This is a genomic window from Clostridium sp. MF28 (assembly GCF_002969175.1).
Taxonomy (GTDB): domain Bacteria; phylum Bacillota; class Clostridia; order Clostridiales; family Clostridiaceae; genus Clostridium; species Clostridium beijerinckii.
Genome location: NZ_CP014331.1, coordinates 4,317,943 through 4,341,307, shown reverse-complemented (window position 1 = coordinate 4,341,307; position 23,365 = coordinate 4,317,943). Strand labels below are relative to the sequence as shown.

Here is a 23,365-nt window from a genome sequence, read left to right as displayed (position 1 = left end):
AGAAAATGCCCTTAGCTATTATGCTAAAGGCTATAAAATTACTAATAGTTAATCAATTCTTATCTCTTCCTTCTATGTATCAGAATCTGAAATTAGCAATTAATTTTATTAAAATTTAAATGTAGATATTTTTTTAATTAATTTACTTGTACTCTCTTTAGATTCATTTATATTTAATATTATTTTATTAGTTTTCTCATTTATTTCGACTACCTTTTCTGCTATTTCAGTAGTTCCTTCCGCTCCATCTGTGGAAGCTTCTGCAACTTGATCTATTGTTTTTAAAATATCCTGTATGGATGCCAAAAGTTCCTCTGAAGTTGAGCTAAAGTCCGAAACTAAACTATTAACAAATTCTGCATCCTTGCTATATTTATCTGCGACTTCCATCATAGATTTATAATCATTATCTACGTTATTTGAAATAAATTTCAAAAGCTTACTTGAATTGCTTGATAAATCGCCTACAGATTCTGTAACTTTATCAGTAACATTCTTTATTTCAGTAACTACATTCTTAGATTCTTCTGCAAGTTTTCTTACCTCTTCTGCAACAACTGCAAATCCTTTTCCTGCATCCCCTGCTCTAGCAGCTTCAATAGCAGCATTCAATGCCAACAAATCTGTTTGTGCGGCAATCTCGATTATAGATTCAGATAATATACTAATTCTAGCTACAATATGAGAGTTTTCAATAGCTTTTTCAAGACCTTCTTTTGTCTCTAAAAATATCGCCTTAGCTTTTTCTTGTGACTCGATTGTATTTTTCTTAACAGCATCTGCACTCTTTTGTATTCCTTCAACTGATATTAATCCATCTTGAATTTTTTCCGAGATTCCCTCCACAGCTTTTTCAATTTCATGAGATGTTGCTAACATCTCCTCTGATGATGCAGCCGTTTCTTCCATTCCCGCAGCAATACCCTCTGTACTACTTGAAACCTCTTCTATTGTGCTTGATAGATTATCTATCTTACTATTTATATCATTATTTATATGTATAACATTTTCAGTACTCTCATTGACTTCACTAATTATTAATCTTAAGTTTGATATAAATTTATTTAAACTATTTGCAAGTCCAGCAATTTCATCCTTAGATTTAACTTTAATTTCTTGAGTTAGATCCCCACCTTTTTCTGCAAGTGCATCTAGTTCATTCTTTAAACTTTTTAGTGATGCTACTATTCCTTTAATAATCATAAATGAAATAATTATTGAAAGAATAATTAATACTGAAATAATTATTATCGATATATTCTTTACTTTTTGGTATATATCACTACCCTGCTTAGAAAAATTCGCTCCCATTTCTTGATTATACTTAGACAATTCAGTCAATGATTCTGATGCTGAGCTAAAATATTTCTTTGCTTCTCCATTCATAATTTCCATAGCTTCATCAGTTCTTAAATTTCTACTCAAGCTTATAACTTTCTCATGCACCTTCAAATATTGGTTCCAATCATTTTTAGCTGTCTCAAATAATTGCTTATCTTTATCATCATAAAATGTTTTTTCATATTGTTGCATACTGCTTTGGATTTCACTATTCTTCGCTTCCATATCTTTTTCTTTTTGAGCCATTTCATTTTTGTCAGTTGAGATTATATGTTCATATTCCATTATTCTAAAATCAGAAGTCATCGTGTTTATATTCCCTGATTGGATTAATCCTGGAATTAATTCTGTAGACATATTAGCTGAAACTGTATTGATCACATTTAAGTTATTAATTGAATACAAACTTAAAAGAACCATTGAAATAATAAGCATAGATATAAGTGATACTAATTTACCTTTAATCGATTTAAACATTAAAACCCACTCCCCCTTTAATTACATAATAAATATCCAATAAATTTATATTGTATAAATACTTATTCGATGTTTTTTTACAAAAACCTTTTTAATTTCATTAAAATTTGATTTTTTAACTATGATTACAATAATTATATTGTCGTTTCCTTAATTAACATTAAAAACTTTCTTGAATTTAATTCTATTATTTGTAATTTTAGAGGTTTAATTAGTCATGTAATAATATTATAAACAATGGTAAGATTTTAAAATAAAAAATATATTATGTATCCTAATACACGTTTTTTCAAAAAAATAACACATATGTAGCTATTCTTCATAACTAAATATGTGTTATATATAAGACCTTCGCCAAGTTACTAAAATAGCAAACTCAACGAAATTTATTCAAATTTTGGTGCAGGTGACGGGACTTGAACCCGTACGTCCATGTGAACACTACCCCCTCAAGATAGCGTGTCTGCCATTCCACCACACCTGCAAATATAAATTACTCATTTAATGATAATCTATTCTTATTTAAAATTCAAGTAATTTTCATAAAATATTTAAGTTAATTATTAGGCAGAGACTAATAATTAACTTAAGAAATGTACATTTAGGAAGCTTTTCATTAGATCAACTACCTTATCTGCCTCAAAATAATCGTCTTTTTTATCATAAAGATATTGATATATATGATAATATGTGTTTACCTTATCAACATATTTTTTTGTTTCTCCAAAAGGTATATAATCTACACTTTTTCCATCTGAAGAGTATTTTCTATTATCAAGCCATGATTGCACATTAGTTGGTCCTGCATTGTATGCTGCAATTGTTAGATCCATATCTTTATCAAAAGTATCATTCAAACGCCTAAGGTACCAGCATCCCATTTTAATATTATATTCTTCATTATATAGGTCTTCTTTAGTGAATGTATTATATCCCATTTCTTTCGCTGCCCATTGTCCAGTATCAACCGTTATTTGCATAAGACCTACGGCATTTTTATGTGAATGCGCATCATCATCAAATTTACTTTCAGTTTTTATAACTGCTAGTACTAGCAATGGATCTAGATTATACTGCGAACTGTACATATCAACATACTGCTGGTACTTATAAGGAAAAAACTTTTCTTTTATAATATATCTCGAACCTATGCCAATTGCTGATACAATTACTACTAAGAATACTATTGCACAAAAGGTTTTTCTTAGAAACTTCATTATATTCTCCTTACTTAGCATATTAGTTTTATAAAATCAATAAAATCATAAACTTGCTTCTGCAATTCAATTAAATCAGTATTATTGTCAATAATAATATTCGCAAACTCTTTTTTTTCTTCCATAGACATTTGAGAATTTATTCTACTAACAGTTTCAACTTTAGTTAATTTATCTCTATTCATAACCCTTTGAATTTGAACTGAATTATCCGCATATACAAGTACAATATAATCCATTTCCTCATGCATATTATTTTCAATTAAAGTAGGAGCATCTATTATTACTATCTTTTCATTCTTTTGTTCGTACAATTTTATCTTTTCTTCAATTGATTGTTTAATATACGGCATAATTATACTTTCATATTTTATTCTTTGTTTAGGAAATCTGAATATGTGGTTTCCAAATTCTTTCCTTCTAAATTCACCTCTCCAGTCAAAGAAACCTGCTCCAAATTGTGCCCGAACCATTTCTAATATCTTTGGATTATTTTCAAGTACTTCTTTAGCTATAGAATCTGCATCTATTATTTTTAGTCCTTCTTTACTTAAAATATTTGATACAGTGCTTTTTCCGGTGCCGATTCCACCTGTTAAACCAATTTTAACCATTTTATAAAAACCACCTTTTTTAATTCCACAATACATTATTTGGCATCGTACCATGTATCTCCAAAATTAACATCCACATCAAGTGCTACTTTTAACTTAATTGCATTTTCCATTTCATAAGCAACTAAATTTTTAACTTCTTCAAATTCATCTTTTTTTACATTTAAAATAAGTTCATCGTGTACTTGAAGGATTAATTCACTTTTTAATTCTTTTTCATTTAATCTGTTATAAACATTTACCATTGCAAGCTTTATTATATCAGCTGCACTTCCTTGAATTGGTGCATTCATTGCCAATCTATCACCCAAAGCCTTAACTATCTTATTGGAAGATTTTATCTCAGGAATAAATCTTCTTCTATTTAAAATTGTCAATACATATCCATTTTCTTTAGCTTCATCTACAACATTTTCAAGATATTCTTTTATCTTAGGATATCTTTCTAAATATATAGACATGTATTCTTCTGCTTCTTTCTTTGTGATCTTTAAATCTTCTGCAAGACTAAACGCACTTATCCCATACACTATCCCAAAATTAACTGCTTTTGCTCTACTTCTCATAAGAGAAGTAACCTCTCCTATCGGAACTTTAAATACTTCCGAAGCAGTTTTTGTGTGAATATCACTATGATGCTCAAATGCATCTATCATATTTTCATCTCCAGCAATATGAGCCAATACCCTTAATTCTATTTGCGAATAGTCACATGAAACCAGTATATCAGTTTCTTCCATTGGTATAAATACTTTTCTTATTTCTCTACCCATTTCATATTTTATAGGAATATTTTGCAAATTAGGTTCTGTGCTTGATAGTCTTCCTGTTGTAGTTACAGTTTGATTGAAGTTTGAATGGATACGCCCATCTTCATCAACCACATTTTTTAAACCTTCTACATATGTAGAATTTATCTTTGTGATTTGCCTATAATACATTATTTTAGGTATTATATCATGCTTATTCATTAGCTTCTCTAAAACTTCTTGGTTAGTTGAATATCCAGTTTTTGTTTTCTTAATGACTGGTAAATCCAATTTTTCAAATAATATTTTTCCTAGTTGCTTAGGAGAACTAATATTAAATTCCTCATCCGCTAATTCATATATTTCTTTTTGTGTCTTATCGATTTCTTTTTTAAACTTAGTCTGTAGCTCATCTAACATACCTTGATTTATGTTAAATCCAATACTCTCCATGGATGAAAGCACATAAATTAATGGATGCTCCACTTCATAATAAAGTTGATCCATATTTTCCTTATGAAGATTTTCTTTTAATTTCTCATAAATCATAGGTAAGTAACTGCAAAGAATTGCCTTAATATTGCTGTCTTCACTGTTAGGATTATCACCAATATAATGATTAACAAGTTCTAGAATTTCATATTTACTCTTTGATGAATCAATTAAATAAGCTGCTATCGCAGTATCAAAATCAAATCCCTTTATTTCAATTTGATTTTTATTTAAAAATGTAACAAAGTTTTTTCCATCATGAATAACTTTTTTAACATTATCATCTTCCATAAGATTTTTCAAAACTTTTAAAGCTTCTTCACTATCCTTAGAACTTATGTCTTTAAAATCTATAATAGTACCCTTATTTTCTTCCCCGAACATTAAATATTCAAGTTTTAATTTAGAATATTTAGATGCATCAGTTAAAGTATAATCTATATAAATTCTATTTCTCATCTCTGAGAATAATGCTTTCATATCTTCAATTGTAGTAATATTTCTCACTTCAATGTTAGATTCTTCCTGAACTGTGTCATCATTAAATTTAGATAATATTGACTTCATCTCAAGTTTAATGAGCATCTTCTTAATTTCTAATATATTTTCTTTATTACTAGAACTTATATCTTCTAAATTTAATTCGATTGGAACTTCTCTCATAATTGTAGCTAATTTCTTAGAAAATATTGCTTGTTCAACATTATTTTCTAAATTTTCCTTAAGTTTTTTCCCGGAAATTTTATCTATATTTTTAATAACTTCTTCAACAGATCCATATTCCTTTATAAGCTTAAAAGCAGTCTTTTCTCCCACTCCTGGAACGCCTGGTATATTATCTGACTTATCTCCCATTAATCCTTTTACATCTATAAATTGCTCTGGAGTCACTTCAAACTCATCCATAAAGCTTTCTTTATCATAAACAGCAGTTTCACTGACACCTTTCTTAGTAATTATAATTTTAGTTTTTTCTGATGCTAGTTGAAGTGCATCACGATCTCCTGTAACTACAAATACTTCTGTATTATTGTCCTCAGCAAATTTTGATACTGTTCCAATCAAATCATCTGCCTCAAAGCCTTCAACTTCAAATATCTTAATTCCCATTAACTTAAATAGTTCTTTAATAATCGGGAATTGTTCCGCAAGTTCTGGCGGCATCTTATTCCTACCTGCTTTATATTCAGAATACTCTTTATGTCTAAAAGTTGGTGCTTTCAAATCAAAAGTAGCAATTATACTATCTGGATTAATTTCATCCTTCATTTTAAGTAGCATATTTATAAAACCATAAATGGCATTAGTATTTATTCCATCACTATTTGTAAGAGGAGGCAAAGCATAAAAAGCCCTATTCATAAGTGAATTTGAGTCTAAAACCAATAATTTTTTCATTAGAAACCTCCTGAAATTTAACATAAAAATTTACTCAACTAGAAATATTATTATCTACTTCAAGTCATTATTTAAACTCATTATACTATATTGTATAACTTAAAGTATATATGTATCTTGTTGTGTAATGAATTTATCTCATATTATTTCCATAATTATTAGTAATAATTCTTATTTTGTATATTCTTTATTTTACTATAGTAGATAACTTGCAAAAATTGTTATAATGTTAATTATAGACCGTAATTCCGAATGCAAAGTATTTTAAATTAACCAGTACTATAAAAATCTATTATGTAATGAGGTGATATAATTGTTAGATAACCTTTTATCTAAATATGCTAAACTTGCTATTATCAAAGGTGTAAATATACAAAAAGATGGACTTTTAGTTATAAATAGCCCTATTGAGTGTAGTAACTTTGCAAGGCTACTTGCGGATGAAGCCTATAAATCTGGTGCTTCTGATGTAGTTATAAATTATAATGATGAAAAATTCAATAAGATACGATTTAATAATTCTGCAAAGGAAATTCTTTCTATTACGCCAAAATTTGAAAAAGATAAATATGACTATTACGTAGAAAATAATGCAGCATTTTTGAGTATTTCCGCATCTGATCCAGATATTTTCAAAGATGTAGATTCGGAGAAAATATCGGCATATCAAAAAGGCAGACGTACAGCATTAGAGAAATATCATAGCGCATGTACTTCCAACAAAAATGCTTGGTGCATAGTTTCAATTCCAACTGAAAACTGGGCAAAAAAAGTCTTTAGTGAATCTAACTCATGTGAAGCAATTGAAAAATTATGGGATGCAATTTTTACTGTTATGAGACTTAAAGAACAGAATCCTATAGATGCATGGAATAAACACACTAACCTTCTTCATGATAAGGTATTAGAATTAAATTCCTATAAATTTAAATATCTTCATTTTACAAATTCTCTTGGAACTGACTTAAAAATAGGATTAGTTCAAGATCATATTTGGTGCGGGGGTGAGGATATAACACAAGATGGTCTGAGATTTATTGCTAATATGCCTACAGAAGAAGTTTATACTACCCCTAAATTGGATGACGTAAACGGAATTGTTTTTAGCTCAAAGCCTTTAAGCTATTGTGGAAATTTAATAAACAATTTTTCCTTAACATTTAAAAATGGTAAAGTTGTAGCTTGTTCTGCTGAAACTGGATTAGATATTTTAACTGAGCTTCTTAATACAGACGAAGGTTCAAGATATCTAGGTGAGGTTGCCTTAGTTCCATATAATTCTCCAATTTCAAATTCAAATATAATTTTTTATAATACATTATATGACGAAAATGCTTCATGCCATTTGGCTCTTGGTTCTTCATATCCTTGCTGCATAAAGAACGGAGAAAAAATGACAAGAGAAGAATCAATTCTATCTGGTTCAAATGTATCGTTGATACATGTTGATTTTATGATAGGAACTAAAGATACAAATATAACTGGTATTACACCAGCTGGTGAAGAAATTAAAATTTTTAATAATGGTAATTGGTTTTAATATTTTTTAATAAAATAAAAATACAGGATTGATTTTACAACCCTGTATTTTTATTATTTATTTTTAGGCTTGCTTCGTTCTTTATTATTAGCATATGTCTTCAATTCATTATTGAGAGCATCTACAATATTATTATACTTTGCCTTAAAGGCGCGCCTAGCCATAAATCTTTGAATCCATAATGACATATATCCAAAAAACTTATCTGTTGACTGTTCTTCTTCAAATACTAATTTGGTTGTGCCATCTTTTTGCCCTTTGAAATTATATGTGGATATACATGTTGTAAAATCAGTTGAGGTAGTAATTTGATATTTTTCATTTTTTGCATATCCTGTTATTTCAACTGTACATTCTACTGGATTAGGTCTACCAGTATTTATACTCTTTTGAATCTTACATCCTGTCGCATCTTCTTCGTTAAAATCCGAAAAATCTTTCTTTGCATTTTTTATAAAAATATGGAACACATCTTCTACTGGATAATTTAATATTCCAATAGCTTTCATTTTGAATTCCCCCTCTAATGAATTTACTTTATTATTTTCCAGTAAAATATTCTATCCCTATTGCTTCTCGAACCTCTCTAAGAGTATTAGCTGCCACTTCTCTAGCCTTGTTGCTACCATCCTTTAGCATTTTATATACTGCATCTATATCTTTTTCAAACTCAATTCTTCTATTTCTTATTGGTTCCAATTCAGCCTGTAAAATTTCATTTAAGTATCTTTTTACTTTTACATCACCAAGACCACCACGTTTATAATGCTCTTTCATTTCTTCAACAGCATTTTTATCAGTTGCAAATACATCTAGATAAGTAAATACAGTATTTCCTTCTATTTGCCCTGGATCTTCTACTCTTATATGATTAGGATCTGTATACATTGACATTACTTTTTTCTTAATTGTATCAGCATCATCAGATAGATATATACAATTTCCTATTGATTTACTCATTTTAGCTTTTCCATCAGTTCCAGGTAATCTTCCCGCATTAGAACTTGGAAGTACTGCTTCTGGCTCAACTAGAACTTCTCCATATATAGAGTTAAAACTTCTAACGATTTCCCTTGTTTGCTCAATCATAGGCAGTTGATCTTCTCCAACTGGTACTGTGTCTGCTTTAAATGCTGTAATATCAGCCGCTTGACTTACTGGATAAATAAGAAAACCTGCCGGAATACTATTTTCAAAATTTTTCTGTTTTATTTCTTGCTTAACTGTTGGATTTCTTTCTAACCTTGATAAAGTAACAAGATTTAAGTAATGCATTGTTAATTCATTTAGTTCTGGTATCTGTGATTGTACAAATATATTTGATTTGCTTGGATCAATTCCAACTGCTAAATAATCGAGTGCAACTTCTGTTAAACTATTTCTTATCTTTTCAGGATTTCTTGCATTATCTGTTAAAGCCTGCTGATCCGCAATCATTATAAAACTTTCATATAAGCCTGATTCTTGAAGTACAACTCTATTTTTTAAAGAACCTATATAGTGTCCTATATGTAATTTACCTGTTGGTCTATCTCCTGTTAATATTACTTTCTTACCCATTCCAAATTCACTCCTAAACCGCAAAACTCATTAAACTTCTGACTTAGTTTTACTTTCAACTACTTTATTAATTACATCTACTCTTTTATCTCCTAAGACATTAGCTATCTTAACTGACATATTTTTTTCTTTATATATAGCTTCTCTATTAGCATCAACTATCTTCATAATTCTTTCTTCCATCTTTTCATATGAAATTAGGTCATCATAATATGTATCCACAATGTCCTTTAAACATGTTGCTAATTCTCTTGGATTTCTATAAACTGCTCTCATTTCTTACTCCTTAAATATAACAAAATAATTTTTATATAATTTATATCAATTCAAAATTCTCATCCCTTATCTGAAAATTATGAACTAACCGCATGTATTAATATAAGCTAAAATAAATTCCACCTTAAAATTATTATTTAATATAAATCTTTAACTTAATGTTCCATAAATACTTATATTATAACAAATAAGTTTCGCTTTATTATATCATTATACATAGTAAAATTCTATATTCAAAAATAAAGACTACCTTAAAATGCAATTTTTAAGATAGCCTATAAAATTCTAATTTTCAAACCTACTGATTAACTTGCTTATTTAATACTAATTGAAAAATCATTAGGCACTATCATTACAATACATTTGGCACGTTTGACAACATTAGTAGTTACTGAGCCAATCATTCGATTTAAACCTCTTTTAGTAGATTTAGTCATAACGATTACTCCTATATTTTCTTCATTTGCTTTCTTTATTATTTCATCTCCTGGATATCCAAAAGTAAAATAAGTTTCTGTCTTATAATCTTTCATTTTTTCTTTAGCTGCTTGTAATATTTCTTCACCCAATTCTTGTGCAAATTTTATCTCATCAGCAACTATCATTTCATTTATCAGTACTAATTCTTTAACATTCATTATTATAATTTCAATTGAATCTTTATCGGGAAATATTTCTTTTACAAATTCTAAAGAATGCATACTTCTTTCTGTTCCGTCTATTGGTATTAACACTTTCCTTTTATTCATATATACTCCCCCTTAAATATCTCGATATTATAGTATTCTACACATTAGCAATAATATCCTCTATTTCACCTTAATGAATATATAATTTTTTACTTATCTGTATAAATTCCCATTTCTAATTTAAGTATACCCTGAAATAATCATTTTTATAAATTTCTAGGGCATATCTACATATAAAACTTTTTATATATGCAAATATACCCTTATTTTATTTATATTTTTATTCAATAATTTCTCCATTAGTCGAAATAGTTACTACTTGCCAAGGAATCATTTTATCACTTGCCTTTAATGCATTTTTCACAGCATTTTCTATTCCACCACAACATGGAACTTCCATTCTTACAACAGTAACACTTTTTATATCATTCATCTTCAAAATTGTCGTTAGTTTTTCTGAATAATCTCCCTCATCTAGTTTTGGACATCCTATTAATGTAATTTTATTTCTAATAAACTTATTATGAAAATCTCCATATGCATAGGCTGTACAATCTGCTGCTATAAGTAAATTAGCATTATTAAAATATGCTGCATTGGGAGAAACAAGTTTAATCTGCACAGGCCATTGATTCAATTGTGATACTATCTCACCCTCAGTTCTCGCATCCTTCACTTCAATCTTCTTATGGCTTAACATTCTAGATTGTGAACCTGGGCATCCAAATTGAATTGTTTGATTCTTGTTTAACTCTAATTTCTTTTGCTCAGTATTTCTTTTCTCCATGTTTATCTTTACAGCTTCTTCATCATAAGCAGCTGCTTCTCTCTCTTCGAAAGAAATAGCATTAGTTTCACATGAAGGAAGACAATCTCCAAGCCCGTCACAATAATCATCCCTTAATAATTTTGCCTTTCCATCTACTATACCTATAGCTCCTTCATGACAGGCACTTGCGCAAACACCACATCCGTTACATTTCTCTTCATCTATTTTAATAACTCTTCTTATCATAAAATTCTCCTCCTAAATTTCACACTCATTTAAATTCACTAATCATTAAACTTTGACCATACACTAATAATTGAAATATAGAATTTAGATAAATCAATTAACTTATAGAATTATTATAATAGAATGTTCATATAAAATCCGTTTCATTTGATACAGAAATATTAATTATCAATTTTTAATTTTCTAACAATGTTAAGTTTTTTAAACTGAAGTCCAATATTTTAGCTGAGTGCGTTAATGCTCCTACAGATATGTAATCAACACCTATTTCAGCTATTTCTTTAATATTATTTAGTTCAACATTTCCTGAGAATTCTATTAAGGCTCTTTTTCCTATTATTTCAACTGCTTCTTTAGCTATCTCTAGACTCATATTGTCAAGCATTATTATATCTGCGCCTGCTAATAGTGCTTCCTGTACCATTTCTAAATTTTCAGTTTCTACCTCTATTTTTCTAACAAATGAAGAATTTTTTCTAGTTAGCTCTATAGCCCTTTTTATTCCACCAGCCGCACTAATATGATTGTCTTTAATCATTATACCATCAGATAAATTAAATCTATGATTACATCCACCTCCAATCTTTACAGAATATTTCTCTAATATCCTTAAATTTGGTGTTGTTTTTCTTGTATCTAATAATTTTGCATTTGTGTGTTTTATTTCTTGTATAAATCTATTCGTTAATGTAGCTATTCCACTCATCCTTTGAAGTAAATTTAGAGCAATCCTTTCCCCAACTAATAAGCTTCTTGTATTACCTTTTAGAAAAGCAATTCTGTCTTTTACATGTACATTATCTCCATCACGCTTATAAAATTCGATCTCCACATTTCCTAATAAATCAAATACTCTTTTAAATACTTCAAGTCCTGCAACTATGCCTTCTTCCTTGCAAATCAATTCTACTGTAGAGATACTTTCTTCTCCTATGATTGAATTTGTGGTTATGTCATCGCTTGGACAATCTTCAATAAGTGCATCTTTTATTATTTTATCTATAACTAAATAATTTATCATCTAACTTTCCACCCTTTTCTTTTATAGTTCTCACAGTTATCTCTTTATTTTCTTCTTGTAATTCGTCCCATGATTTTTCTAATCTTTCCACAGGAAAAACTTTAATTTCCAAATAATCCACAATGTTGTTAATCGATATTGCAGCTCTTCTTGAAAATACAAGTCCTTCAAGTAATGAATTACTTGCGAGTCTGTTAGCACCATGTACTCCTGTACAGCTTGTCTCTCCAACTGCATATAGGTTTTTCATAGATGTTTTAGAATCCAAATCTACTTTTATTCCTCCCATAAAAAAATGCTGAGCTGGAGAAACCTTAATACATTCTTTTGTTATATCTGTTCCTCTTTTTAAGCATTCCTCATAAATGGTTGAAAATCTATTTATGATATAATCTTTTCCCAAAAACCTTATATCTAAATTTACATAAGGTACTTCTGTCTCTTTTATCTGATTATATACTGCTTCTGATACCACATCTCTCGGCAAAAGCTCATTTATGAATCTTTCCCCTTTTATATTTGTAAGAATTCCACCTTCCCCTCTTAGAGATTCTGATATCAAAAATTTCCTCTTATTTTCACCTTCTCCATAAAATGCTGTCGGATGAATTTGAATATAATCCATATCCTTTAATTCTATACCGTGTCTTATTGCTGATGCTATTCCATCTCCTGTCAATATTCTCTGATTAGTTGAATTATTAAATAATCCACCTATGCCTCCAGTTGCCAATACAACAGCTTTTGCATAAACATTTATTTGCTCATCTTCTCTTATTAACATGGCTCCAATGCAATTATTTTCTTTTTCTATAATATCTACAAAATGAGTATTTTCATAAACACTTATATTTTCTCTCTTTTTCACTTTATCAATTAAAATTTTTGCAGTACTTTCTCCTGTATTATCCTTTGTATGGACTATCCTATTTACAGAATGAGCGCCTTCTTTTGTAAAGTTTAAACTTCCATCTTCATTTCTATCAAAAGCAATTCCCATTTCAATCAATGATTCTACGTTAACCATAGATTCATTAATTAAAGTTTCAACAGCCTCCAAATCATTTTTGTATCTTCCTGCTTTTAAAGTATCCTCTATATATAGTGGAATATCCTCAACACCTTTTGCAACAGATATTCCCCCTTGTGCCAGATAAGTGTTACTACAAGTAATCTTATCTTTGCATACAATCAAGACATTTAAATCTTTCCTTAAATTTAATCCACAATAAAGACCTGATACCCCTGAACCTATTATTAGAACATCAACAAACTTATTCATATTTTTCCTAATTACTTCTAACATCTTGCGATGCAAGTAAATGCATATTTTCTAACGATCTTAACGCCTTTTTTCTAACATTTTCTTCTATAATCATTTCATTTTTCATATTTAATAAGGCATCATACAAATTTTCAAGGGTTGTCTTTTTCATGTCTTGGCAACATATTTTATCTCCTGGTATAAAGAAATTTTTATTAGGATTCTTTTTCTTTAATTCATGTAAAATCCCTTCTTCTGTCGCTATTATAAAATCGGTTCCTTCATCTTTAGTCGCATAATCTATTATTCCACTTGTACTCCCTATATAATCTGCAATATCTCTGATTTCCTTTGTGCATTCAGGATGGACTAATACTTTTGCATTTATATGCTTTTCTTTTTCAATCAATATATCTTCTCTGCTTACCTTATTATGGCATCTACAAAATCCATCCCATAATATGAACTCTTTTTCTGGGAAAAACTCCGATATATATTCACCTAGATTCCTATCAGGTAAAAACATAATCTTTTTATTAGGTATCTTCTTTAATATTTTCAATGCACTTGAAGAAGTCACAGCTACATCACAATGAGCTTTCACATTACACGTTGAATTTATATAGCAAACTACATAAGCATCTGGATGCTTTTCCTTTAGTTCTAATAAAGCCTTGCCGCTTGCCATATCTGCCATAGAACATCCTGCACTAGGACATGGCATTAAAACAGTCTTATTCGGTGATAAAACTTTTGCACTCTCTGCCATAAATCTAACCCCGCAAAACATTATAACTTCCTCTTTGCAATCTCTAGCTATTTCACTTAAATAATAAGAATCTCCTACATAATCTGCTAAGTCTTGTATAATTCCTGGTTGGTAATAGTGTGCAAGAATAAGAGCATTCTTTTCTCTCTTTAACTTTAATATTTCTTTTGCTAAATCCATCGCCATGTTTATTTACACCTCTTTTAATTAATTTTACAGGTGTATATACACCATTGAAAATAATTATAACACCACAATTTTTAATATTCAACAGATTTCATTGCCTTATTTAACCTACAAAAAATCATTTTATTTTTCTTGACAGCTAAAAGTTATAGTTGTATTATTGTATTAACAACTTAGTACAACAATACAGTAGTACAATTTACGAAGGAGTGAGACTATGTCATGGGATTTTAATGACGATAGACCAATTTACATGCAGCTAATGGAACAAATACAACTTAGAATCGTTTCTGGCATATACAAAGCTGGTGAAAAATTGCCATCAGTTAGAGATATGGCAGGTGATGCAGCTGTTAATCCTAATACAATGCAGAAAGCATTAACAGAACTCGAGAGAACTGGTTTAGTATTTTCTCAAAGAACTAGTGGCAGATTTATTACGGAGGACGTTAATATGATTAAAAATATAAGAAATGGTTTAGCAAGAGATCAAATTGAAAAATTTCTTCACAATATGGAAAAAATAGGTTATACCAATCAAGAGACAATCCAACTTATAGAAATTATATCAAAGGAGATGAAATAATGGATAATGCTGATAATAAAATATTGTATAACTCTAGCGAAAGTGATACAATGTCTACTTTTACAAATAACAATATGGATAATGTCCCTATTTTAGAATGCAAAAATTTATTTAAAACCTATTCTAATACTGAGGCATTAAAAGGGATAAATCTAAAAATCAATCGTGGCAGAATTGTTGGACTTTTAGGTCCAAATGGAAGTGGTAAAAGCACACTAATAAAGTTGGCAAATGGTCTTTTAACTCCATCAAATGGAGAAATATTAATATCAGGAAATAAACCTGGAATTGAAACAAAGAAAATTGTTTCATATCTTCCAGAAAGGACTTATCTTAATGACTGGATGAAAGTTTCAGACATTATTAGCTTTTTTCAAGACTTCTACGATAATTTCAATCCTGAGAAAGCTTATAATATGTTATCAAAACTTAACATTAATCCCAATGATAAATTAAAAACTATGTCAAAGGGTACAAAAGAGAAAGTACAACTTATTTTAGTTATGAGTAGAGAGGCCGATTTATATTTATTAGATGAACCTATCGCAGGTGTTGATCCTGCTGCCAGAGATTATATTTTAAATACAATAATCACTAATTACAATGAAAATGCCACTATAATTATATCTACTCACCTTATTTCTGACATTGAAAGAATATTAGATGATGTAGTCTTTATATCATATGGAAATATATTCTTAACTAAAAGTGTTGATGAAATAAGAGAAAATGAAGGCAAGAGTGTTGATGCTCTATTTAGGGAGGTATTTAGATGTTAGGAAAATTAATGAAGTATGAGGTAAAAGCAACTGGCAGAACCCTTATACCGCTATATTTAGTATTATTAGCATTTGCTATCATTAATAAAATTTTTATCGGAACTGGTCTATCCCATAAACTTCAAGGATTTGGTTCAATCCCATTTATACTAAGCATCTTTGGATACGGATGTACTATGGCTGCTGTATTCATAGTCACCTTTTTCATAATTATCCAAAGATTTTATAAAAATCTGCTTGGTGATGAAGGATATTTAATGAACACCCTTCCAGTGAGCACCATCACAAACATTACAAGCAAACTTTCAATTGCTACTTTTTGGACTATAATAAGTGGAATTGTAGCCATACTTTCAATAATTATTATGGCATTTGACCCTAGGGCTTTTGGTCAATTCTTTTCTGAAACTTTTAGGGCTCTTTCAGAAGGTTATGCTAAAATAGGAATACAAATTTATGTAATTATTATAGAATTATTAATTGCTATGATATTTCAGTTTGTAAAATTTATTAGTATGATTTATGCTTCTATATCAATTGGGCATATATTTAGTAAGCATAGAATTCTTTCATCTTTCGGGGCATTCATAATATTAAATTTAATTGCAGGTGCAATATCCTCATCTATTGGGATAGCTTTTTCATCCTCTAGACTGCCTGATTTACTAAGAAATATTGAATCTCTTTGGCCTATTAATTTATTTTTAATATCTATCACAGTATTTAATATAATCTTCATAATAGTTTATTTCATAATAACAAGCTATATATTAAAAAATAAATTAAATTTAGAATAAAAAATGCTATTTTAAATATATAATCTTAGTATGGTGCCAACTTGTATAAAAAGCTAAATACAAACACTAATCCTTACCAAGATAGTATATTTATTTATAAATATTAAAAAAGCGACTATTGAAATAATTTTCAATAGTCGCTTTTAATATGCAAATATTTTAGTCATTTTCTATGCATTTTTATAAATTGTTAAATATTTTATATTGACTTATTCCTCATTTTATTACATAATTACATATAACTTAATAGGTAAATAACTAAGATAGAGGCGCGAAATTTAAGAGTATTATTATGGAGGTAAGCTCATTGAAGTAATAAGAAAGGAACTTTCGCCGAAGTAAATAGCTGTTGCTTTAATACTATTTGCTGGGCTTGTGTAAAATATATACAAGACTGCCACAACTTATTTTGTGGAGAGCTATTTTTAATGTAAATGTCGATATTCGTCATATTTTTAAAATGTGTAACTTTCGTATTTATGTCATGAGTATGCTCTCATGGCTTTTTTTATTGTTTTAATTTTTATATTATCTTAGTTACTTGCTTATGGAAATTTAAAACCATAATGGAGGATAGAAAAATGAGTGAAGAAAATCACGAATTAAAGAGAAGTTTAAAAGCAAGACACTTAAACATGATAGCCATAGGCGGATCTATTGGTACCGGTATATTCCTTGCAATGGGTGATACTCTCCACCAAGCTGGTCCTGGTGGTGCATTAGTAGCTTATGCACTAGTAGGTATAATGGTATACTTTTTAATGACAAGCTTAGGAGAAATGGCAACTCATATGCCAATATCTGGTTCATTTAGCTCATATGCTAATAAATTTATTGATCCAGCTCTTGGATTTGCCCTTGGCTGGAACTACTGGTACAACTGGGCTATAACAATTGCAGCCGAAATGGTTGCCGGTGCTCTGTTGATGAAATACTGGTTTCCAGATGTAAATGCCCTATATTGGAGTATTTTATTTTTAGTAATTATAGTAGGCTTAAATATTTTATCATCTAGAGCATATGGAGAATCAGAATACTGGTTTGCTGGTATTAAGGTGGTTACCGTTCTTATATTCATAGTAATTGGTGTTTTAATGATTGTAGGCATAATGGGTGGAGATAAAATAGGATTTCATAACTTCACCATTGAAGATGGACCCTTCCATGGAGGAATTAAATCAATATTTTCTATTTTCTTAATTGCAGGTTTTTCATTTCAAGGTACTGAACTTATTGGAATTGCTGCAGGTGAAAGCGAAGATTCTGAGAAGAATATTCCAAAAGCTATAAAATCAATATTTTGGAGAATATTAATATTTTACCTAGGTACGATTATTGTCCTAGGAGCAATAATACCATTTACTGAAGCTGGACTTGATACAAGCCCATTTACAATGGTATTTGAAAAAGCTGGTATTGCAGGTGCTGCTTCACTGATTAATGCGATCATATTAACTTCTGTATTATCTGCTGGTAACTCTGGTATGTATGCATCAAGTAGAATGCTTTATGCAATGGCTAAAGAAGGTATGGCTCCTAAAGCTTTTGCTAAAACAAATAATAGAGGTGTACCTATAAATGCCGTACTTCTAACTACATTAATAGCTTCTGCTTGCTTTTTAACAGGTCTATATGCAGAGAGTACTGTTTATGTTTGGCTAGTTGCAGCATCTGGTCTTGCTGGATTTATAGCTTGGGTAGGTATAGCAATATGCCACTATAGATTTAGGAAAGCATATGTTTATCAAGGAAGGGATTTAAATGAGTTAAAATATAGGGCTAGTTTATATCCATTTGGTCCAATATTAGCATTATTAATGTGTATTATTATAATAATAGGTCAAGGATATTCATACATTACTCCTGAGGCGATTGATTGGAATGGATTAATTGCAGCTTATATAGGACTTCCATTATTCTTAATCTTATACGTAGGTTATAAAATAAAGAATAAGACTAAAGTTATTCCTTTAGATAAAGTTGATTTAGACTTCTCTGATAAATAGTAACAAAAAGTAAGATCATAATTTTTAAGTTTAACTTTTACTTGTACTTTCTATTTTAGCTTTAAATATTATATTTCTCTGGAAATAATAAGAGTACCTCAAATATTTTTGAGGTACTCTCCTTTCTATATTATATGATCCTATTCATTAATTATATAAGGCACAGTTACAATAACTACATTTCTCATCTTAAGTATAGATCTTCTTAAAAGTATTGATGTTTGATTATGAAGTGTCTGATGCCACCATTTATGTATAATAAATTGAGGCATTACTATTGTTATTACTTCGTGTTTCTTTAAGTGCTTATGTTTTTCTTCTACATACGCTAAAAGTTTTTCGTTAACATTTCTGTATGGCGCATTTTCTATGACCAATTGAGCTGCTATCCCAAGCTTATTATACTTTTCTATTAGTTTCTTTGTGACTTCTTCATCTGTACTAACATGATAAACTTCTATGTTCTCCCCAAGAGTTAAAGCGCAATTTAAACTCTTAATGAAAGATTTATTAATTGTTTGAACTGGCACAATAACATGTTTTGTTATTGCTTCTCTTACAATTAAACTCTCTAAACCTGTTTCTATTTTTAAGTTCTCTCTAACTTTAGTATAGTGTCTTCTAACTCTTAACATTCCTGTTACAAGTATCGGTATGCATACAAGCACAATCCATGCTCCATGCTTAAACTTCTCTACACCTATTATTATGCATGTTGCTGCTGTAACAGCTGCCCCTAACCCATTTATAAACGCTTTATGTCTCCAATGCCCTTCCTTGCTCTTAGTCCATTTTCTAAACATTCCAAATTGTGATAATGTGAATGATATAAATACACCAACCGCATACAAAGATAACAACATATGAGTACTACCATCTGCAATATAAACTAAAAGTGAGGATACTAGAAATAACAATACTATTCCATTTGAAAAACTTAATCTAGTTCCCCTTTTCCCAAGTTGTCTTGGAACATATCCATCCTTAGCTAATATTGATAACAGTAGCGGCAAATCTGAAAATGCAGTATTAGCTGCAAGTGTAAGAATAATAGCTGTCGTAGCTTGTACTATAAAAAACATTAAACTGTTTTGTCCAAAAACTTGGATTGCTATTTGTGCTATTACTGTAATATCTTGACCCGGAACTGCTTTGTACATTGTTGAGAGGTATGATATCCCACCAAATATAATAAAAACAATACAAGCTAATGTTCCTAATACTATTTTCGCATTCTTCTGAGCTGGATTTTTAAAATTAGGTATTCCATCACTTACCGCTTCGATACCTGTCAAAGCAGTACATCCTGAAGAAAAGGCCTTTAGGAATAATAACAAAGTTAAATCTCCAGCTGCTTGTGGAACTACATATAATTGCTCTGGACTTTCTTTCAACACTAATACTTTGAATACTCCTGTTATTATCATTATTATTATTGATAATATAAATAAATATGTTGGTATTCCAAATAACTTAGATGAATCCCTTATTCCTCTAAGATTCCCTAATGTTATTAACCCTATTACAAAAATAGCTATTAACGGTTGATACGGCAACAAGGATGGAATCGCTGATGTTATTGCAGCTGCTCCTGCACAGGTACTAACTGCAACAGTTAATAAATAATCAATTATTAATGATGACGCTGCCACCAATCCTGGAAGCTTACCTATATTTTCGCTCGCAACAATATACGATCCGCCCCCATGAGGAAAATTATCGATTATTTGTCTATATGAAAACACTATTATTCCTAATAAAACTGTAATTGCTATTGCTATTTCTATCATGGATCCATATGCACGCATACCAAGAATAGGTATAAGAACTAATAGTATTTCTTCACTTGCATAAGCTACCGATGAAATAGCATCACTTGATAATATTGGCAGCCCCCAAATAACACTAAATTTTTCTTCAGCTAATTCGTTAGTTTTAAGAGCTCTTCCAATCAATAATGATTGAATTTTTTTAAACATAATTCTTCCCCCATATTGTAAAAATTACTATGCAATTTCAACTTTATACAACAGGTAATAAAAAGGATTTTCTCCTCCTTTTTTATTACCTGCTATTACAACATACAGATTATATATCTATATATTATTGATGTAAATATATTTATTTTTATAAATACGTTTTCAATACAACTTTATTTTTAAATATTTTTCGACAGTACGATTTTGTCTTTACTACTTACTGTATTCTAAATAAAAAGAAAGAAGATAACTAGTTTCATACCAGCTATCTTCTTCTATTATTTATCTTATATTAATTTATCTTAAGAACATTGCCATATCATCTTCAACATTTGTAATTCCACCTATACCAAAGTTTTCTACTAAAACATTAGCTACATTTGGTGAAAGGAATGCAGGAAGAGTTGGTCCTAAGTGAATATTCTTTACTCCTAAGTGTAATAGAGATAATAATACTATTACTGCTTTTTGTTCATACCATGCAATATTAAATGCTATTGGTAATTCATTTATATCTTCAAGACCGAATACTTCTTTAAGTTTTAATGCAATTACTGCTAATGAGTATGAATCATTACATTGTCCTGCATCTAAAACTCTTGGAATTCCACCTATGTCTCCTAAATCTAACTTGTTGTATTTATATTTTGCACAACCAGCTGTTAATATAACAGTATCTTTTGGAAGAGCTGCTGCAAAGTCTGTGTAGTATGATCTAGCTTTTTGTCTACCATCGCAACCTGCCATAACGAAGAATTTCTTAATTGCTCCAGTTTTTACTGCGTCAACCACTTTATCAGCTAAAGCTAATACTTGGTTATGAGCAAATCCACCAACAATTTCTCCTTCTTCAATTTGAGTAGGTGCTGCACATTTCTTAGCTTGTTCAATAATTACAGAGAAATCTTTCTTTCCATTTTCATCAGCTGCAATATGAGTACATCCTTCATAACCTGCTGAGCCAGTAGTATATAGTCTTCCTTTGTAACTATCTCTTGGAGGAACTATACAGTTTGTAGTCATAAGTATTGGTCCATTAAAGCTTTCAAATTCTTCTGGTTGTTTCCACCATGCATTTCCGTAGTTACCTACTAAATGTGAGTATTTCTTTAAATGTGGATAGTAGTGAGCTGGTAACATTTCAGAATGTGTATAAACATCTATTCCTGTTCCTTCTGTTTGTATTAATAATTGTTCTAAGTCTTTTAAGTCATGTCCTGAAATTAGTATTCCTGGATTTGTTCCAACTCCGATATTTACTTTTGTTATTTCTGGATTACCATAACTTTCTGTATTAGCTTTATCTAATAAAGCCATTCCATCAACACCAACTTTTCCTGTTTCTAAAGTTAATGCTATATATTCATCTATTGTTACATTGTTATCAGCAGTTAATGATAAAGCTTTTTGCATAAATGCACATATATTTTCATCTTCATATCCTAAAGCATTAGCATGTTTCATGTATGCTGATAGTCCTTTTAATCCATAAGTAATAAGCTCTCTTAAGCTTCTAATATCTTCATTTTCAGTAGCTAATACTCCAACTGTTTCTGCTTTAGCTTCAAGATCAGTTCTTGCTTCTGCATTATATAAAGCAGCTGCACTTAAGCTTTCCTTATTAGTTAATTTTGCTAATAATTCTTCTTTTATTTTTAAAGTATCTTTTACTCTTCCGTAAAATACTTCTTTATCAAAGTTAGCATTAGTTATAGTAGTAAAAAGGTTCATAGTTACTGTAGTATTTATAGCTTGTGATACAGCAATCCCTTCTTCTCTAGCTTTTGTAGCTACTTCTGATAAACCTCTAGTTACATATATTAATAAATCTTGCATCTTAGCAAGATCTGGAGTCTTACCACACACACCTTTTACAGTACATCCTGTACATCCTGCTGCTTCTTGACATTGAAAACAAAACATTTTATTATCCATATTGAAATCTCCTCCACACACTTAATTTTTATCAAATAAATTTTTATAAATTTCTATATCAGTTAGGTACATTCCCTCGAATCACCTTATGAACCTATTTTACATTGAAATTATAAAATACTCTGTTTCATTTGTTACGACTCAGAAATCTTTTGGAATTATTTTTATAAATACATAAAAATAACCTAGAATTCATATATACTCTAAGTCATAACAATTTAAAGGTATTGTGACGAACTTAAAGTGAAGTGGTAACCAACCGAAATAGAATACATATATGTTTCGCAGGACTAGAAAAACTTCGCTGGGTATGTCTAAATAGGAGGTTGTATCCATTTATGCATGCTTCAAAAGTTATATATTTGTGTATTATAAGGGTACAAACTGTATTAGTGATTGTAAATAATCTCTATCAAAGGTATTACTAATCTGATAAATATAAAAATACTTGCATTAATATATTCTTAATTTAAACTTACTACTAAACAAAGAATGGTAATATATGTTTTTACAGAGTGTTCATAAGAAGATTTTGCTGGTCGTTATTCTAGATTATAAGTTGTTCCAAATATGCTTGTTCAAAAGCGTAGTCTTTGAAGCAAGTATTTTGGATGCAACTTATAATCTTAGAATAATCCAGTAAAATCTTCTAGGAAACAGAGTAAACACATATAT

General features: G+C 29.6%; 19 protein-coding genes, 1 tRNA gene and 1 riboswitch. Of the genes, 5 read left to right on the top strand and 15 right to left on the bottom strand.

Features of this window, described 5'->3' with window-relative positions:
- Positions 1-108 precede the first annotated feature (108 nt).
- The 5 genes from AXY43_RS19030 to polA all read right to left on the bottom strand — a co-directional run bounded on the left by AXY43_RS19030 (position 109) and on the right by polA (position 6,288).
- Positions 109-1,818 carry a methyl-accepting chemotaxis protein gene (locus tag AXY43_RS19030; protein WP_077829352.1) on the bottom strand — a complete coding sequence of 570 codons (1,710 nt, stop codon included), beginning with the start codon at positions 1,816-1,818 and terminating at the stop codon, positions 109-111.
- A gap of 398 nt (positions 1,819-2,216) precedes the next feature.
- Positions 2,217-2,302, bottom strand: a tRNA-Leu gene (locus AXY43_RS19025).
- Positions 2,303-2,399: 97 nt separating this feature from the next.
- Positions 2,400-3,035 carry a lytic transglycosylase domain-containing protein gene (locus tag AXY43_RS19020; RefSeq protein ID WP_105411968.1) on the bottom strand — a complete coding sequence of 212 codons (636 nt, stop codon included), beginning with the start codon at positions 3,033-3,035 and terminating at the stop codon, positions 2,400-2,402.
- A 14-nt stretch (positions 3,036-3,049) separates the two neighbouring features.
- Positions 3,050-3,649, bottom strand: coding sequence for a dephospho-CoA kinase (gene coaE, locus AXY43_RS19015; RefSeq protein ID WP_026015823.1), 600 nt, complete (start codon positions 3,647-3,649; stop codon positions 3,050-3,052).
- 35 nt (positions 3,650-3,684) lie between these two features.
- On the bottom strand, positions 3,685-6,288 hold the full coding sequence (gene polA, locus AXY43_RS19010) for a DNA polymerase I (protein ID WP_105411967.1): 2,604 nt from the start codon (positions 6,286-6,288) through the stop codon (positions 3,685-3,687).
- 313 nt (positions 6,289-6,601) lie between these two features.
- Here polA and AXY43_RS19005 point away from each other — a divergent pair, with 313 nt between their 5' ends.
- The gene (locus tag AXY43_RS19005; protein WP_023974029.1) at positions 6,602-7,828 is read left to right on the top strand and encodes an aminopeptidase; all 1,227 of its coding nucleotides are present in this window, start codon (positions 6,602-6,604) and stop codon (positions 7,826-7,828) included.
- 53 nt (positions 7,829-7,881) lie between these two features.
- Here the strand turns inward: AXY43_RS19005 and AXY43_RS19000 are convergent, their stop codons facing one another.
- The 8 genes from AXY43_RS19000 to nadA form a co-directional block, all read right to left on the bottom strand.
- Complete coding sequence (locus tag AXY43_RS19000) at positions 7,882-8,337, bottom strand: DUF3284 domain-containing protein (protein WP_017211756.1); 456 nt, start codon at positions 8,335-8,337, stop codon at positions 7,882-7,884.
- 31 nt (positions 8,338-8,368) lie between these two features.
- On the bottom strand, positions 8,369-9,388 hold the full coding sequence (gene trpS / locus AXY43_RS18995) for a tryptophan--tRNA ligase (protein ID WP_105411966.1): 1,020 nt from the start codon (positions 9,386-9,388) through the stop codon (positions 8,369-8,371).
- A gap of 30 nt (positions 9,389-9,418) precedes the next feature.
- Positions 9,419-9,664 carry a TIGR04540 family protein gene (locus tag AXY43_RS18990; protein ID WP_011968141.1) on the bottom strand — a complete coding sequence of 82 codons (246 nt, stop codon included), beginning with the start codon at positions 9,662-9,664 and terminating at the stop codon, positions 9,419-9,421.
- 314 nt (positions 9,665-9,978) lie between these two features.
- Entirely contained in the window at positions 9,979-10,413 is a 435-nt protein-coding gene (locus AXY43_RS18985; RefSeq protein WP_011968140.1) for a universal stress protein, read from the bottom strand.
- Between the two features lie 220 nt (positions 10,414-10,633).
- Complete coding sequence (locus tag AXY43_RS18980; RefSeq protein WP_023974031.1) at positions 10,634-11,368, bottom strand: ATP-binding protein; 735 nt, start codon at positions 11,366-11,368, stop codon at positions 10,634-10,636.
- A 175-nt stretch (positions 11,369-11,543) separates the two neighbouring features.
- Positions 11,544-12,389, bottom strand: coding sequence for a carboxylating nicotinate-nucleotide diphosphorylase (nadC, locus tag AXY43_RS18975; protein WP_077869414.1), 846 nt, complete (start codon positions 12,387-12,389; stop codon positions 11,544-11,546).
- Positions 12,364-13,671 (bottom strand): L-aspartate oxidase, encoded by a 1,308-nt coding sequence (locus AXY43_RS18970; RefSeq protein WP_105411965.1) that lies wholly within the window; start codon positions 13,669-13,671, stop codon positions 12,364-12,366. The genes nadC and AXY43_RS18970 overlap by 26 nt, the downstream gene beginning before the upstream one ends.
- A 7-nt stretch (positions 13,672-13,678) precedes the next feature.
- On the bottom strand, positions 13,679-14,602 hold the full coding sequence (gene nadA / locus AXY43_RS18965; RefSeq protein ID WP_337250455.1) for a quinolinate synthase NadA: 924 nt from the start codon (positions 14,600-14,602) through the stop codon (positions 13,679-13,681).
- A gap of 223 nt (positions 14,603-14,825) precedes the next feature.
- On the opposite strand from nadA, the gene AXY43_RS18960 reads away from it, so the two are divergent.
- From AXY43_RS18960 to AXY43_RS18945, 4 genes are all read left to right on the top strand, one after another.
- Positions 14,826-15,194 carry a GntR family transcriptional regulator gene (locus AXY43_RS18960; protein WP_011968135.1) on the top strand — a complete coding sequence of 123 codons (369 nt, stop codon included), beginning with the start codon at positions 14,826-14,828 and terminating at the stop codon, positions 15,192-15,194.
- A 74-nt stretch (positions 15,195-15,268) separates the two neighbouring features.
- The gene (locus AXY43_RS18955) at positions 15,269-15,973 is read left to right on the top strand and encodes an ABC transporter ATP-binding protein (RefSeq protein ID WP_171787069.1); all 705 of its coding nucleotides are present in this window, start codon (positions 15,269-15,271) and stop codon (positions 15,971-15,973) included.
- Entirely contained in the window at positions 15,967-16,770 is an 804-nt protein-coding gene (locus AXY43_RS18950) for a hypothetical protein (RefSeq protein ID WP_017211749.1), read from the top strand. The genes AXY43_RS18955 and AXY43_RS18950 overlap by 7 nt, the downstream gene beginning before the upstream one ends.
- 256 nt (positions 16,771-17,026) lie before the next feature.
- Positions 17,027-17,200, top strand: a riboswitch (Lysine riboswitch).
- 151 nt (positions 17,201-17,351) lie between these two features.
- Positions 17,352-18,776, top strand: a complete 1,425-nt coding sequence (locus AXY43_RS18945; protein ID WP_011968132.1) for an amino acid permease — start codon at positions 17,352-17,354, stop codon at positions 18,774-18,776.
- A gap of 140 nt (positions 18,777-18,916) precedes the next feature.
- On the opposite strand, the gene AXY43_RS18940 is transcribed toward AXY43_RS18945, so the two are convergent.
- A complete protein-coding gene (locus AXY43_RS18940; protein ID WP_023974035.1) occupies positions 18,917-20,755 on the bottom strand; it encodes an APC family permease in 1,839 nt (612 codons plus the stop codon).
- 297 nt (positions 20,756-21,052) lie between these two features.
- On the bottom strand, positions 21,053-22,690 hold the full coding sequence (gene hcp, locus AXY43_RS18935) for a hydroxylamine reductase (protein ID WP_023974036.1): 1,638 nt from the start codon (positions 22,688-22,690) through the stop codon (positions 21,053-21,055).
- Between the last annotated feature and the right edge of the window lie 675 nt (positions 22,691-23,365).

Excerpts from the sequence above, each read along its gene's own strand:
- AXY43_RS19030 (WP_077829352.1), bottom strand. The coding sequence starts at position 1,818 with ATGTTTAAATCGATTAAAGGTAAATTAGTATCACTTATATCTATGCTT.
- AXY43_RS19020 (WP_105411968.1), bottom strand. The coding sequence starts at position 3,035 with ATGAAGTTTCTAAGAAAAACCTTTTGTGCAATAGTATTCTTAGTAGTA.
- coaE (WP_026015823.1), bottom strand. The coding sequence starts at position 3,649 with ATGGTTAAAATTGGTTTAACAGGTGGAATCGGCACCGGAAAAAGCACT.
- polA (WP_105411967.1), bottom strand. The coding sequence starts at position 6,288 with ATGAAAAAATTATTGGTTTTAGACTCAAATTCACTTATGAATAGGGCT.
- AXY43_RS19000 (WP_017211756.1), bottom strand. The coding sequence starts at position 8,337 with ATGAAAGCTATTGGAATATTAAATTATCCAGTAGAAGATGTGTTCCAT.
- trpS (WP_105411966.1), bottom strand. The coding sequence starts at position 9,388 with ATGGGTAAGAAAGTAATATTAACAGGAGATAGACCAACAGGTAAATTA.
- AXY43_RS18990 (WP_011968141.1), bottom strand. The coding sequence starts at position 9,664 with ATGAGAGCAGTTTATAGAAATCCAAGAGAATTAGCAACATGTTTAAAG.
- AXY43_RS18985 (WP_011968140.1), bottom strand. The coding sequence starts at position 10,413 with ATGAATAAAAGGAAAGTGTTAATACCAATAGACGGAACAGAAAGAAGT.
- AXY43_RS18980 (WP_023974031.1), bottom strand. The coding sequence starts at position 11,368 with ATGATAAGAAGAGTTATTAAAATAGATGAAGAGAAATGTAACGGATGT.
- nadC (WP_077869414.1), bottom strand. The coding sequence starts at position 12,389 with ATGATAAATTATTTAGTTATAGATAAAATAATAAAAGATGCACTTATT.
- AXY43_RS18970 (WP_105411965.1), bottom strand. The coding sequence starts at position 13,671 with ATGAATAAGTTTGTTGATGTTCTAATAATAGGTTCAGGGGTATCAGGT.
- nadA (WP_337250455.1), bottom strand. The coding sequence starts at position 14,602 with ATGGATTTAGCAAAAGAAATATTAAAGTTAAAGAGAGAAAAGAATGCT.
- AXY43_RS18960 (WP_011968135.1), top strand. The coding sequence starts at position 14,826 with ATGTCATGGGATTTTAATGACGATAGACCAATTTACATGCAGCTAATG.
- AXY43_RS18955 (WP_171787069.1), top strand. The coding sequence starts at position 15,269 with ATGGATAATGTCCCTATTTTAGAATGCAAAAATTTATTTAAAACCTAT.
- AXY43_RS18950 (WP_017211749.1), top strand. The coding sequence starts at position 15,967 with ATGTTAGGAAAATTAATGAAGTATGAGGTAAAAGCAACTGGCAGAACC.
- AXY43_RS18945 (WP_011968132.1), top strand. The coding sequence starts at position 17,352 with ATGAGTGAAGAAAATCACGAATTAAAGAGAAGTTTAAAAGCAAGACAC.
- AXY43_RS18940 (WP_023974035.1), bottom strand. The coding sequence starts at position 20,755 with ATGTTTAAAAAAATTCAATCATTATTGATTGGAAGAGCTCTTAAAACT.
- hcp (WP_023974036.1), bottom strand. The coding sequence starts at position 22,690 with ATGGATAATAAAATGTTTTGTTTTCAATGTCAAGAAGCAGCAGGATGT.